The following is a 13828-nucleotide window of genomic DNA, read 5'->3' on the forward strand; positions in this document are numbered from 1 at the left end:
GCTCCTCCCTTACTCTTTAACCTCTATTTTGGGTCCTGCCACCGGCGGTCCAAATCCGGGAGAACTGATCCCCAGGGGAACCACGGCCGCCCGGCCGGCCACTTCCTGGATTAGCATGGGTGAACTGACACCAAACTGGAATTGATAGGAACGATACACTCCCTCAATCCACATCCATTCTTCATCCAGGCATTCTGAAAGGCTCGACCTGGGGGTAGTTACCACATTGGACCGCAAAAGGGTTATAAAACGGCCATCGGGAAACATGCGGCCCAGGTCGACACAAAAGGAACGGTTGGGCTGGCCCACGGGGATATGCCAGTTATCCACCTCTTCCTGGACGTTAATATCCATGTAACTGTTGGCATTGTACCCGTTAAAAGTGACTCCTGTAACATCGTAAACCCTTAAAACCGGACGGGTATTATTCCACGCCCGGGGCCCGTAAGTGGCATTAAACTCTTCCTGCCGGGTGGCGGTTATTTCCCAGTATGCATAGAGCCAGTAAGGATCCCGCACCAGAAGCACCAGACGATCCACCCCGTAGCGGCGGGGCAACTCTGGAACTGCCAGCGGCGGCGATTCAACCGGTGGAGCAGGTAAAGCCAGTTCTTCAGCTACTTCCTCGGTAAAAAGGGGGGGGATAACTTTTTCCGGGGGCACCGGCCGGGCTGCCCGGCGCCGGGAAGTCCATAAAAAAATAACCAGAAACAGGACCACCAGGGCGATCCCGAAAAGGAGCGGAACTAACGCGGTCATGGGAGTACCTCCTTTAGAAAATATAGATAACACCAGTTTAGGGGTGAGTTAATGTAAGAAGTGTTTGAAAGCTTTTTTTATTATTGCCTCGGTGCCGGGATTTATGAACTAAAATAAGTGCCAACCTGTATAAATTTACTTATTTAGAAAAAATCGACCGATTTTTTTAGCTTCCGGAAGATGTTAATTTACCACTGTTGCAGGAAAGCACCGTGTAGTGTGGAAGCATATGAGGAGGAAAACCAGGTCTTTTGTTTTTTTTGGTACGGGTTGTTTTGAAAGGATACAGGGGTTAAGATATATAAGAGCATTAAAAAGAGGTGATCAGTTTGTTTCAAAACCCCGACGATGCCGTTTTAAAGGAAATATTAAGTAAAAGCCGGCGCATTGCCGTGGTAGGTTTATCCAACAAACCGGAACGGGATAGTTACCGGGTGGCCCGTTACATGAAGGAGCGGGGATATGAAATTATACCGGTCAATCCCATGATCCATGAAACCCTGGGTGAAAGGGCCTACCCGGAACTCCGTGCCATACCCCACCCCGTGGACGTAGTTAACGTCTTCCGGCGTGCAGAGGAAGTCCCGGAGATTATCGAAGCCGTACTACAACTTAACTTCCAGCCGGTAATCTGGTTGCAACTGGGAGTAGTGCATCAGGAAGCGGCTGAAAAGGCACGGGCCCGGGGCCTGACAGTGGTTATGGACCGTTGTTTGATGGTGGAGCACCGGCGGTTGCTGGGGGACAGCTGCTAGTGCTGGACTTCCACGGGAAAATTCAACCACAGCAAGAACCGGACCGGGCCGCCCGGGCCAGGGAAATCCTGGCCATATTATCCCAAACTTACCCCGACGCCGGAACAGCCCTGCGCTTCGAGACCCCCTTCCAGCTGCTGGTGGCGGCCATGCTTTCAGCCCAGACCACCGACCGGCAGGTCAATAAGATTACTGAACGGTTATTTAAACGCTACCGGGAACCCCAGGACTTTGCCCGGCTGAATCCAGAGGAACTGGCCCGGGAAATCAAGGGTTGTGGATTGTACAAGAATAAAAGCAGAAATATCATTGCCACCAGCCGCATCCTGGTGGAGAAATACAACTCGCAGGTTCCCCGGACCCTGGGGGAACTGGAGCTTCTTCCCGGAGTAGGCCGCAAGACCGCCAATGTAGTGCTGAATGTTGCCTTCGGTCAACCCACCCTCCCGGTAGACACTCACGTCTTCCGGGTCAGTCACCGCCTGGGCCTGGCCCGGGGTAAAACTCCCGAAAAAACTGAGGAGGAATTACTGGCCATCATTCCGGAATACGCCCGCCGGGCCGCCCACCACCAGCTAATCGCCCACGGCCGCACCATTTGCACCGCCCGCCGGCCCCGGTGCAACATCTGCCCCGTGGCCCATCTTTGTCCAAGCCGCGACGTGCAAGAACCGGTAACCAGTGGTTAAAAAAAACTCCCGCCCGTTCGGGCGGGAGCCAAAAGGCCGCGTTCTAATGTTGCTGGCTTGTCGTTGATACCGGTACCGGTTTGATAATTGGTCCGGGGAAGGGGACTACCGTTCGGCCATAGGCGGTATTTAGAATCACGGCCATGGCCGTATAGAGGCCGAAAATACCGGCAAGGAGCAAGAGATTTCCGGCCAGGGACAGCATTGTCCTGGGGATGACTCCCATATCAGCAAAGGCAACAATGAATATGGCCGGATCGAGGGCCAATACGACCGCCAGCAAGGTAAGAGGTGATTTAAAGTAAGCCGGCGTCCAGGTGAGCAGGGCTATGCCCAGGGCAAGCCAGGCCCAACCGTCAATGCGAGCGTCAATCTTCCAGCCATTGATGGCGGCAAAAAACTTAAAAATCAATTCCAGACCGGTAACCAGCATGAAGAAGGCCGAGAAAAAGGTAAACACGTTACCCCCGGTAGTATTGCCTTCCTTTAGTTCAATTAATCCCACACAAATCTGGATGACAAATCCTCCTAAAAGCCAGATCCCCAGCAGGGGAATGGCGCTGTGCTCAACTTTACCGGTAAAAACCGCATAAAAGGTGAAACAGGCCATGGCCAGGGCAACCAGCCCGGCGGGACCGGGATTGGCCCAGTCGTGTCCTTTTGCCGACATCTACCTTCCTCCTCTGGTAATCATTTTGGGTACACTCTAGTGAGGGGTCCATTAATACACCCCTGCCCCGTTTAAAGCCCCTTTGTGCCATGACTTCCTTTTCCGGTTCTCAGTAAACACCTCCTTTAAAAAATCTAAACCATCCCAGAAAAGATATAATTGCAAAAAATGGGGCATTATTCTGCCTTTTCAGATGAAAGGTTGTTTGACAGCCGGGAATGGTTTGCTTAAGAAGGCGAACAGCACTTAAGAACAATTGAAAGTTTCCCAAAAGAGATGGCTGGAGCCGGCTACATGTCAAGTTTCATAAACATGTCTAGAGTTTTCCAAACACCCGGCCAGGCAAAAATTATAAAATGCTACCCGTTCAATAGGAAAAGCCTTATAATTTTTGTTGCATAGAACTTCTACTCAAAGGAGTCGATCCCAGTGCATATTGTTCTGGTTGAACCGGAGATACCAGCCAACACCGGCAATATTGCCCGCACCTGCGCGGCCACCGGCAGCATTCTCCACCTGGTTCGCCCCCTGGGCTTTTCCACCGACGACAAATATCTTAAACGGGCGGGCCTGGATTACTGGCATCTGGTGGAAATACACTACCACGATTCCTTCGAGGAAGTGCGTCGCCTGTATCGCCAGCACCGCTTTTATTTCCTCAGTACCCGGGGCATACACCTATATAGTGAAGTCAGATATGGACCGGATGACTTTCTGGTCTTCGGCAAGGAAACACAGGGATTGCCGGCGGATCTACTGTCCGCCAACCGGGACTATACCCTGCGCATCCCCATGCGGGAAGGCACTACCCGCTCTCTAAACCTGGCCAACTCCGTGGCTCTGGTTCTGTACGAGGCCTTGCGGCAGCAGGGCTTTCCAGGGTTGCGTTAACGCAAATTTATGTAATTTCTAAAAATTGTTGAAGGATTTTGATGCTGATAGAACGAATACTATTGTTTACACTTGGCTGTTTGCACCTGTTACAAGAGCAATGCCGGGGAAGGGGAAGCCCATGGATTTAACCATAAAACAGCTCCAACAAAGACTGGAAACCCAGGGCTATATTTGTGATCAGGACCTGGTGATTACCCTTTATCTGTCTTTAAAACTGGCCAAGCCCCTGCTGGTGGAGGGGGCCCCCGGTGTAGGCAAAACTGAGGTGGCCAAAGCCCTGGCCGGGGCTTTAAATACGGAGTTGATTCGGCTGCAGTGTTACGAAGGGCTGGACGAAAACCGTGCCCTTTACGAGTGGAACTACCAGCGACAGTTGCTGAAGATTGAAATTGCCCGGGGCACCTGCGAACCTGCCGCCCTGGAAAAGGATCTTTTCGATGTGGAATATTTGCTGGAAAGACCGCTTTTAAAAGCCATCCGGGCCGAAAAACGGGTTGTTTTGTTAATTGATGAAATTGATAAAACCGACCCGGAATTTGAAGCCTTTTTATTTGAACTCCTGTCCGATTTTCAGGTATCTATTCCCGAACTGGGAACGCTCAAAGCGAAGCAGATACCGGCAGTGGTGTTAACCAGCAATGGTGAAAGGGAATTATCCGACGGGTTAAAGCGCCGGTGCATCTATTTGTATATTGACTATCCCACGGTGGAAAAGGAAGTGCGCATCTTACAGGTCAAAGTACCCCAGGCCCGGGAGGAACTGGTGCGCCAGGTGGCCCGGGCGGTAAACTTCATCCGGTCCCACCTGGATTTGAAAAAGAAACCCTCCATTGCCGAAACCCTGGACTGGACCCGGGCCCTGGTAGCCCTGCATGCTGATGCCCTGACGCCGGAAATCATCGGGCAAACCTTGAGCCTTTTCCTGAAAAACCGTGATGACCAGGAAACATTAAAAAGGGAGGTGGGATTAAACGGACTGGTAGAGCAAATCCAGGGGATGAAAGGCGATTCGTCAACTCCTGCCGGAGCCGCCTGTCATTGCGGTCATCATCACCGTTAGCGGGGGGAGTACACATGGAAGTTGATCCGGTCACCCGGGCGGTGGCCCGGGTAGAAGGGCAGGGCGAGAACACCCTGCACCACAACCTGGTACGCTTCACCCATATCCTGCGCCACATGGGGGTCCGGGTGAGCATGGCCGAAACGCTGGATGCTTACCGGGCCCTGACGCTGGTTGACCTTACGTCCAGGGAACAGGTAAAGGCTGCCCTGGGGGCGGTGCTGGTAAAAAACGCTTCCGACAGGCAAATTTTTAGCCTGGCCTTTGATCGCTTCTTTGTCCCCCCGGAGGAAAAAACGCGGCGGCGCACGTTAAGAAAACAGCTGGAGGAAGAGGAACGGCGGCGCCTGGCAGAAGCCCGGGAAAAATTGAACCAGGCCCTTTCCCCCTGGTCCACGGAAGTGAATTTCAGCCCGGAGGAAATCCAAACCTTTGCCCGCATGCCCGCCCGGGAACAAAAGCGTTTAACGGAACTTATCAGCCGGATGCACGGTAATCCGGTGAACAACCCGGGACACCTGATCGCCCGGGTAATGCAATCAGCTCTCAACTACTGGCGCTACTACTTGCTGAAAACCCAGGGGGAAGAAGCCAGGCGGCAACTGGAGGCAGAGCTGACCGGGGAAACGGAAATGGATGACGTAATTGCCGGTGTGGCTGCAGATTTTTACCGGGACCCGGATGATCAGTTGCTCCATCAGGACATGCAGCAGGTTGCCGATGCCGATCTGAAAAAGTTTACCTTAGCCCTTGAGCACCTGTCCACACACCTGGCCAGGCGGCTTTCCCGCCGCTACCGGAAAAGCAACCGCCGGCAAAAACTGGACATGCGCAGGACGATTCGCCGGAACATCGCCTTCGGTGGGTCACCCCTTAAATTATGCTATCGATCCCGCCGCCGGTACCGTCCCCGCCTGCTCCTCATCTGTGACGTATCCGCCTCCATGGCCCGCTATGCCCGGTTTGTCCTCCAGTTTATCTATGGTTTAAGCAGTGCGGTACGAGATATCGAAAGCTTCGTCTTTTCCGAGGATCTGGAACGGGTTACCCCTTACTTCCGGCGGAATGATGGTTTTGTACCCGTCATGACCGATCTTGTTAATGCCAGCCGGCAGTGGGGAAAAACCACCGACTTTAACGTAGCCCTGAAAACTTTTCACCGCCACTGGCGCCACCTGCTTACCGGCGATACCATGGTAATAATAGTCAGTGACACGAAGACCATTACTCCCCAGGAGGCTGCCCGGGAGCTGGCCTCTTTACGGGAGCGGGTGCGGGAGGTCCTGTGGCTCAACCCCGTTCCCCGCAAGCAATGGCCTTATTTACCAGGTGTTAATGCCTTCCTGCCTTATGTACGCATGTTTGAATGCTATTCCCTGCATCACCTGGAAGCAATCCTGCGCCGGCAAATGTTGAAGTAAAAGGACGGTAAAAAATTCACCGGGTTACGCAATAAAATTAAGTTAAGTAAAACAGGTTCTGGTTACAGGTGGGGGAGGTGAAAAGCTTGGCAATCAACAAACTGGAAAACACCGCCTTTTTAAGGGACGAACTGTCTATTTTTAATTCCGTACACAATATGGTCGTTGCTGTAGACTATCAGGGCCGCGTGATCATTTTTAACCCCACCAGCGAACGGATTTTTAATTACCCGGCAGAAAAGGCCCTGGGTCGCCCCATCAGGGAGGTCGTTCCTTTTACGGGTCTCCCCAAGGTGTTGCAGACGGGAAAACCCCACATCGGACGCAAATTTGTCGTTGGTAATGCCCTGTATGTGGTCAACCGCACACCCATAATCCGCAATAACACCATTATAGGCGCCATTGGCGTGGCTCAAGAAATCACCGAACTGCAACATCTGGCCCAGGAACTGAAAGAAATCAAGGAAGTTAACGTCCTCCTGGAAAATATCTTTCACAGCACACATGAAGGCTACATTGCCACCGGTAATGACGGCCGGATTCTGATGATAAACGGGCCTATGGCGGAACTGCTGGGCGTTACCATCGAAACGGCTGTGGGCCGGCACATCCGTGAGGTTGCTCCCGATAAGCGATTGCACCAAATCCTCTGGAGCGGTAAATTGCAGTATGGGGAAGTAGTACGCATCCGGGGCAGGGAAACGGTGGTCATGCGGGTGCCCCTTTATAACCAGGGCAAGTTGGTGGGAGCAGTGAGTAAAGTAATGTTCCAGGACGTGGAACAGCTGCTGGCCCTGGCGGAAAAGATCAGCATCCAAAGGCGAAGTTCCTTCTGCCCTTCAGTAACACACAATGATAACCCCACCGCGCGTTACACCGTGGATAACCTGATTGGCGCCAGCAGGGATATGCTACGGCTCAAGGAAACCATCCGGCGGGTGGCCCAGGGACCCTCCACAGTGCTGATCCGGGGAGAAAGCGGCACAGGCAAAGAACTGGTGGCCCATGCCCTGCACACGGCCTCCCCCCGCCACCGGGGACCCTTCATCAAGGTTAATTGCGCTGCCGTGCCGGAAAACCTTTTAGAATCGGAGCTTTTCGGCTACCAGGAAGGCGCCTTTACCGGGGCGAGAAAAGGCGGGCAAATCGGCAAATTCGAACAGGCCGATGGGGGAACTATTTTTCTCGATGAAATTGGGGATATGCCCCTGCCCATGCAGGCCAAGATATTGCGAGTCCTGCAGGAAAAAGAAATTGAGCGCCTGGGAGACACCCGTCCCCGCGCCGTGGACGTACGGGTGGTGGCAGCTACCAACCGGGACCTGGAGGAATTAATCCGGCAGGGACATTTCCGGGAAGATCTTTATTACCGATTAAATGTAGTTTCCCTTTATATTCCACCCCTGCGGGAAAGACCCGATGACATCCCCCTGCTGGTCAACCATTTTATCAAGAAATTCAACCGGGAATTTGGTCTTCTTGTGCGGGGCGTTTCACCGGAAGTCTCGGAGATACTTTACACCTACGATTGGCCTGGCAACGTACGGGAACTGGAAAACGTAATGGAAAGAGCTTTTAACCTGGTGGAAGGAGATATCATTGAAGTTAAACATATGCCCCCCTACCTTCAGAAAGCGAGCCAGGGCAGGAAAAGAAACCTGCACAATCGCACGCTGGCCACATTACTGCAGGAGGTGGAAAAGGAAGCCCTTCTGGAAGCCCTGGCTGCTGCCGGTGGCAATAAAATGCAGGCGGCTAAAACCCTGGGTATTTCCAGAGCCTGGTTGTATAAGAAAATGAAACAGTACGACATCAGGGGATAAAAATTTTTACCCCATGAAAAGGAGGATAACCGGCCGGAAATATCGAAGTAGTAATTTCAAGCAGCTGTTTTTAAAATGTCTTAAGAAGGGAAGGGTTACTTTCAACCGGGACCACCCGACCTTTCACGCCTGACAAACCGGCAAAGTACAACGGGGAGCTCCTGTTAGGGGCTGAGAAAGGGCTAGTGAGCACCTGACCCGCTAAACCTGCTCGGGGTAATGCCCGCGAAGGGAAAAGCCGTGTGTGCTGTTGACTGTGGCGCATCCTTTTGTGGGTGCGCTGTTTTTATTTGCCACCGGGATGCCCACCGGTCAACCGCTACAAATAAATAAAAAGGAGTGGTATTACGAAATGCACCTGGAAGACGTGACTATTTCCAAGGCCATTATCACAAGGTATCAGGAGGAACTGCTGGAAGCGCTGGAATCAGACGTAGCCGTTGTGGGTGGAGGTCCGGCAGGACTGGTGGCCGCCTATTACCTGGCCCGGGCAAACAAAAAAGTAGTTCTCTTTGAACGCAAGCTCAGCATCGGTGGCGGCATGTGGGGCGGCGGTATGATGTTCAACCAGATTGTGGTCCAGGACGAAGCATTACCCCTTCTCAAAGAGTTTGGTATCTCCTACAGGTCATTTGAAGATGGATATTACACGGCCAGCTCCGTGGAAGCCGTTGCCGCCCTAACCCTTGGTGCGGTACGGGCCGGGGCGAGAATCTTCAACTTAATCTCCGTGGAAGACGTCATGGTGAGGGAGAACCGGATTACCGGGCTGGTCATCAACTGGACCCCTGTTGATTTGGGCCGCCTGCACGTGGACCCCCTGACGGTACAGTCCTCATACGTCATCGACTGCACCGGACATGATGCCCAGGTGGCCGGTATGGTGGTCAAAAAAATGGGGGCGGTCTTAAGAACCAGAACCGGCAACCTGGAAGGAGAAAAGCCCATGTGGGCCGCGCGGGGTGAAACGGCCACCGTGGCCAATACCCGTGAAATTTATCCCGGGCTCCTCGTGGCCGGTATGGCAGCAAACGCGGTTTGCGGCGGCCACCGCATGGGACCGGTTTTCGGCGGGATGCTCCTGTCAGGCCGGCGGGCAGCCCGGCTTATTCTTGGGGAAGAATAAAACTTGACATTAAGGGAAAAAAGCCGTATATTTAAACTATAAAAGTAGCTGTTATCAGATAAGGGTGAGGTTGTTAGTGGTGAAGCCTAAACGGATGACCAGACAAAAAAAATTAATCCTGGAAATCCTGCGCAGCACCGACACTCACCCCACGGCGGACTGGATTTACGAGCAGGCCCGCAAACAAATTCCGGACATCAGCCTGGGCACGGTGTACCGCAATTTAAACAACCTTAAACAGGCCCGGGAAATCATGGAACTCAACTACGGCAGCACGTTCAGCCGCTATGATGGTAATCCCCATAATCACTATCATTTTGTTTGCGATGGCTGTGGCCGGGTATTTGATCTGGATTTACCCCTGCTGAACAATCTGGAAAGAGAAGTAGAAAGCCGTACGGGCATGCAGGTAACCCGGCACCGGCTGGAATTTTACGGCTACTGCCCTGATTGCCGGCAAAAGCAACCGGGCGAAGCAGAGCAGTAAACTTCCATAGAGGTTTAAAAAGGGGGGCTTAGAGCCACCCCTTTTTATTGTGCGCCCGGAAGCAGGATTTTGCCTCAGTTAAACGAATGAGGATCATGGGAAAAAAACCAGGTTTCCAGGAGTGTTTGGAAGACCATGTTCATACACCTGCATGTACATACCGAATACAGCCTGCTGGACGGCGCCGCCCGGATCAAAGAAGTGGTGGCCCGCGCCAGTGAACTGGGCATGGACTCCCTGGCCATCACCGACCATGGCGTTATGTTTGGAGTGGTGGACTTTTACAAGGCCTGCCAGAAACACGGAGTCAAGCCCATCCTTGGTTGCGAGGTTTACGTGGCTCCCCGCACCATGAAAGACCGCACACCCAAGGTGGATGACCATCTCTACCACCTGGTATTGCTGGCCGAAAACCAGACCGGGTACCGCAACCTCCTGCAGCTGGTGTCTTTGGCCTTCACCGAAGGTTTTTACTACAAACCCCGGGTGGACAAAGACACCCTGGCCCGCTACAGCGAAGGGTTAATTGCCTTAAGCGGCTGCATTGCCGGTGAGGTGGCCGACCGCCTCCTGGCCGGGGAGAAGGAAAAAGCCGTGGAAGCCGCCGCCCTCTACCAGGATATTTTCGGACGGGGGAATTTCTTTTTAGAATTACAGGACCACGGCCTTCCGGAACAGCGCAAAGTCAACCGGGAGCTTTTGCGCCTGCACCGGGAAATGAATATACCCCTGGTGGTAACCAACGACGTCCATTACGTAATGAAAGAACATGCTGAAATGCAGGACATCCTGCTCTGTATTCAGACGGGCAAAAGTGTGGACGATCCTTCCCGGATGAAGTTCGATTCCCAGGAACTATACCTGAAAAGCGAGGAAGAAATGGCCCGTCTCTTTGGAGAACTGAAAGAGGCCATGGAAAATACCCGTCTCATTGCCGAACGCTGTAATGTAGAACTAAGTTTCGGCCAGATCCACCTTCCCCATTACGAGGTACCCCCGGGTCATACGGTGGATAGCTACCTGGAGCAGCTGTGCCTGGAAGGGGTGCGCCGCCGTTACGGGGAGATCACCGAGCCCGTACGGCAGCGGCTGGAATATGAACTGAAAGTTATCCGGCAAATGGGCTACTCCGCCTACTTCCTGATTGTGTGGGATTTCATCCATTATGCCCGGCAACAGGGTATCCCGGTAGGTCCCGGCCGGGGTTCCGCCGCCGGCAGTCTGGTAGCCTACGTGCTGGGGATTACCAACCTCGACCCGTTAAAATACGGCCTGTTATTTGAACGTTTCCTCAACCCGGAACGGGTCTCCATGCCCGACGTGGATGTGGACTTGTGCTTTGAGCGCCGGGGAGAGGTAATCAACTACATTACCAGCAAATATGGAGCCGATAAAGTAGCCCAAATTGCCACCTTTGGCACCATGGCCGCCCGGGCGGCCATCCGGGACGTGGGGCGGGCGCTGAACTTGCCCTACGGGGAAGTGGATAAAATAGCCAAACTGGTGCCTGCGGAATTGCACATGACCATTGAAAGGGCCCTCAGTGAATCCAGCGAATTAAGGGAACTCTATGAACGGGACCCGCAGGTAAAAAAACTAATTGATACGGCCGCCCTCCTGGAAGGCATGCCCAGGCACGCCTCCACCCATGCCGCCGGGGTGGTAATAACCAGGGAACCACTAACCCACTACTTGCCCCTTTACAAGGCGGCCGACGGCCCGTTAACCACCCAGTTTGCCAAAGACCAGGTCGAGGAATTGGGCCTGTTAAAAATGGACCTTCTGGGCCTGCGCACCCTGACGGTCATTGCCGACACTTTAAAGCTCATCCGGGAAAGTGGCGGACCGGAAATAAACATTGATGAAATTCCCCTGGACGATCCGAAAACTTTTGCTCTTTTATGCCGGGGCGAAGGGAGCGGTGTGTTCCAGCTGGAATCCAGCGGCATGCGGGCCCTGTTAAAAGAGTTGCGCCCGGAGGTTTTTGAAGATATCGTGGCCCTGGTGGCCCTCTACCGGCCCGGTCCCCTGGGCAGCGGCATGGTGGAGGATTTCATCAAGAGCAAGCACGGAGAAAAGAAAGTTACCTACCTGGACCCCAGGCTGGAACCCATATTAAGGGACACCTACGGCGTCATTCTCTACCAGGAGCAGGTTATGCGCATAGCCAGTGACCTGGCGGGCTTCACCCTGGGGGAGGCCGACCTTTTGCGGCGGGCCATGGGTAAAAAGAAGCCCGAAATTATTGCCGGGCTGCGGAACCAGTTCATCGAGGGGGCGGTAAAGAACGGGGTGGAGCCCCAGATCGCGGGGCAGATTTTCGATCTGATGGAGTACTTTGCCGGTTACGGTTTTAATAAAAGCCACAGCGCCGCCTATGCCCTGGTGGCCTACCAGACAGCCTACCTGAAGGCCAATTACCCGGCCCAATATATGGCGGCACTGCTAACCTCGGTGCGGGACAACACGGACAAGGTAGCGGCATACGTGGAGGAGTGCCGCCGTATGGGCCTGGAGGTGCTGCCTCCCGATGTCAACGAAAGCCGGGAAAGCTTCACCGTCGTTGACGGTAAAATCCGTTTCGGGCTGGCGGCCATTAAAAACGTAGGTGAGGGTGCCGTGCAGGCCATTATCAAATCCCGGGAGGAAAAGGGGCCCTTTAAAAACTTTGCCGACTTCTGCCGGCGCCTGGACACGCGGGTCATTAACCGGCGGGTGCTGGAAAACCTTATTAAAAGCGGAGCCCTGGATTCCCTGGGCCACCACCGGGCACAGCTAATGGCAGGCATTGAGCTGGGGTTATCCCTGGCCCAGCAGTCGCAGCAGCAACGGCAAAACGGCCAGCTCACTTTTGAGCAGTTCTGGCAGGAAACAGGGGAAGATATTGTGCTACCCCAGGTGCAGAAGTATTCCCGTGCCGAAATGCTGGCCCTGGAAAAGGAGGCCCTGGGACTTTATATCAGCGGTCATCCCCTGGAAGAATACCGCCAGGCCCTGGCCCAAGAAACCACGGCCACAGTAGCGGAACTTGGGGAGGGGGAGCAGCAGGCCGTGGTCACGGTCGGTGGCATGCTCACGACTCTAAAGCGCATCAACACCCGGCGGGGGGAGCCCATGGCCTTTGGCACTCTGGAGGATCTTACCGGCAGCATAGAAGTGGTGTTCTTCCCCCGCGTCTACCAGCAGTACGCCAAACTCATCATCCCCGAAAGGGCGGTATTAATCCGGGGACAATTAAACTCCACCGGTGAAACATTAAAGATTGTCGCTGAAGAGGTCTCTCCTTTGCAGAAGAAAACCAGTGCCAGCCTTTATCTGCAGTTCAGGGAAGCTACCCCCCAGTTAATCAGGCGGGTACAGCTGGTCCTGCGCAGTTATCCCGGCCCCTCACCGGTCTACCTGTACTTCCCCCTGGAAAAGAAACTGGCCCGGACTTCCCGGGACTACTGGATTAACCTGTCTTCACCAGTAGTCACAGAACTGGCCTCCCTTTTAGGGCCGGAAAACGTGAGAATAAAGGAATCGCCTGGCAGGTAGCTTGTCAAAGACCTTGCGGTATGCTATGATGGAACTGCTAAAAGCCGGCAATCTACCTGAAAAGGGGGTACCTGCATGCCTGAAAGCTGGGAAGTTAACGCCGACTATGTGGCGGTTAAAGCCCTGGAAAACGGGGTAACCATCATCGGCCTTACCCGTGGAAAGGATACCCGCTTTCATCATTCGGAAAAGCTTGATAAGGGCGAAATTATGATCGCCCAGTTTACAGAGCATACTTCGGCGATTAAAATCCGGGGTAAGGTAGAACTGCTGACCCGGTACGGCATCATGCGCAATGATGATTTAGCTTAAAAGTATCCAGGGTTTATACTCTGGATATACTTATTGTTATCTTTAAATTTATAAAGGACTTAAAAATCCCGGCTCCGGGGGTGGGAATCTTGTGGACTGTGGTTTATATTGCCCCAAATAAAAAAGAAGCGACCCGGATTCAAAACATTCTTACCAAAGAAGGAATACTGGTAAAATTGCGGGAACTCTCGCCGTCTCATTGCGGGCATAACTGTTCGGTGGAAATCCTGGTACCGGAAGCAGAAGTGGACGAAGCCCTGGAAATAATAAACACCATTTAAATTCCTTTGGAGCG

General features: G+C 53.4%; 13 protein-coding genes and 1 riboswitch. Of the genes, 11 read left to right on the forward strand and 2 right to left on the reverse strand.

Translation table 11 applies throughout. The features are described 5' to 3' along the window. Positions 1–9 precede the first annotated feature (9 nt). On the reverse strand, positions 10–759 hold the full coding sequence (locus G7K71_RS15245) for a DUF4912 domain-containing protein (RefSeq protein WP_013822760.1): 750 nt from the start codon (positions 757–759) through the stop codon (positions 10–12). Positions 760–1088: 329 nt separating this feature from the next. Between G7K71_RS15245 and G7K71_RS15250 the strand changes: the two genes are divergently transcribed. Next, positions 1089–1514 carry a CoA-binding protein gene (locus tag G7K71_RS15250; protein ID WP_166348083.1) on the forward strand — a complete coding sequence of 142 codons (426 nt, stop codon included), beginning with the start codon at positions 1089–1091 and terminating at the stop codon, positions 1512–1514. Further along, positions 1514–2203 carry an endonuclease III gene (nth, locus tag G7K71_RS15255; RefSeq protein WP_166348086.1) on the forward strand — a complete coding sequence of 230 codons (690 nt, stop codon included), beginning with the start codon at positions 1514–1516 and terminating at the stop codon, positions 2201–2203. Before G7K71_RS15250 ends, nth begins: the two co-directional genes overlap by 1 nt. Before the next feature lie 43 nt (positions 2204–2246). Here nth and G7K71_RS15260 read toward each other — a convergent pair whose 3' ends face one another. Then, complete coding sequence (locus G7K71_RS15260; protein WP_166348089.1) at positions 2247–2873, reverse strand: acetate uptake transporter family protein; 627 nt, start codon at positions 2871–2873, stop codon at positions 2247–2249. Between the two features lie 429 nt (positions 2874–3302). On the opposite strand from G7K71_RS15260, the gene trmL reads away from it, so the two are divergent. The 9 genes from trmL to G7K71_RS15305 all read left to right on the forward strand — a co-directional run bounded on the left by trmL (position 3303) and on the right by G7K71_RS15305 (position 13814). After that, positions 3303–3764, forward strand: a complete 462-nt coding sequence (trmL, locus tag G7K71_RS15265; RefSeq protein WP_013822756.1) for a tRNA (uridine(34)/cytosine(34)/5-carboxymethylaminomethyluridine(34)-2'-O)-methyltransferase TrmL — start codon at positions 3303–3305, stop codon at positions 3762–3764. Between the two features lie 121 nt (positions 3765–3885). Further along, the gene (locus tag G7K71_RS15270; protein ID WP_166348092.1) at positions 3886–4827 is read left to right on the forward strand and encodes a MoxR family ATPase; all 942 of its coding nucleotides are present in this window, start codon (positions 3886–3888) and stop codon (positions 4825–4827) included. Between the two features lie 14 nt (positions 4828–4841). Continuing rightward, entirely contained in the window at positions 4842–6248 is a 1407-nt protein-coding gene (locus G7K71_RS15275; RefSeq protein ID WP_166348095.1) for a VWA domain-containing protein, read from the forward strand. Between the two features lie 77 nt (positions 6249–6325). Continuing rightward, positions 6326–8071, forward strand: coding sequence for a sigma-54-dependent Fis family transcriptional regulator (locus tag G7K71_RS15280; RefSeq protein WP_313885000.1), 1746 nt, complete (start codon positions 6326–6328; stop codon positions 8069–8071). A gap of 141 nt (positions 8072–8212) precedes the next feature. Beyond that, a riboswitch (TPP riboswitch) is annotated at positions 8213–8323 on the forward strand. Next, a complete protein-coding gene (locus tag G7K71_RS15285; protein WP_313885001.1) occupies positions 8316–9197 on the forward strand; it encodes a sulfide-dependent adenosine diphosphate thiazole synthase in 882 nt (293 codons plus the stop codon). Its footprint overlaps the riboswitch before it by 8 nt. Before the next feature lie 79 nt (positions 9198–9276). Beyond that, positions 9277–9684 (forward strand): transcriptional repressor, encoded by a 408-nt coding sequence (locus G7K71_RS15290; protein ID WP_313885002.1) that lies wholly within the window; start codon positions 9277–9279, stop codon positions 9682–9684. Between the two features lie 135 nt (positions 9685–9819). Beyond that, complete coding sequence (locus G7K71_RS15295; RefSeq protein WP_166348101.1) at positions 9820–13221, forward strand: DNA polymerase III subunit alpha; 3402 nt, start codon at positions 9820–9822, stop codon at positions 13219–13221. A gap of 75 nt (positions 13222–13296) precedes the next feature. Further along, entirely contained in the window at positions 13297–13533 is a 237-nt protein-coding gene (mtrB, locus tag G7K71_RS15300; protein ID WP_013822749.1) for a trp RNA-binding attenuation protein MtrB, read from the forward strand. A gap of 89 nt (positions 13534–13622) precedes the next feature. Beyond that, positions 13623–13814: a putative signal transducing protein gene (locus G7K71_RS15305; RefSeq protein WP_013822748.1), complete on the forward strand. Its 192-nt coding sequence runs from the start codon at positions 13623–13625 to the stop codon at positions 13812–13814. Positions 13815–13828: the final 14 nt, after the last annotated feature.

The organism is Desulfofundulus sp. TPOSR, assembly GCF_011393055.1.
Classification (GTDB): domain Bacteria; phylum Bacillota; class Desulfotomaculia; order Desulfotomaculales; family Desulfovirgulaceae; genus Desulfofundulus; species Desulfofundulus kuznetsovii.

Excerpts from the sequence above, each read along its gene's own strand:
- G7K71_RS15245 (WP_013822760.1), bottom strand. The coding sequence starts at position 759 with ATGACCGCGTTAGTTCCGCTCCTTTTCGGGATCGCCCTGGTGGTCCTG.
- G7K71_RS15260 (WP_166348089.1), bottom strand. The coding sequence starts at position 2,873 with ATGTCGGCAAAAGGACACGACTGGGCCAATCCCGGTCCCGCCGGGCTG.
- G7K71_RS15270 (WP_166348092.1), top strand. The coding sequence starts at position 3,886 with ATGGATTTAACCATAAAACAGCTCCAACAAAGACTGGAAACCCAGGGC.
- G7K71_RS15275 (WP_166348095.1), top strand. The coding sequence starts at position 4,842 with ATGGAAGTTGATCCGGTCACCCGGGCGGTGGCCCGGGTAGAAGGGCAG.
- G7K71_RS15295 (WP_166348101.1), top strand. The coding sequence starts at position 9,820 with ATGTTCATACACCTGCATGTACATACCGAATACAGCCTGCTGGACGGC.
- mtrB (WP_013822749.1), top strand. The coding sequence starts at position 13,297 with ATGCCTGAAAGCTGGGAAGTTAACGCCGACTATGTGGCGGTTAAAGCC.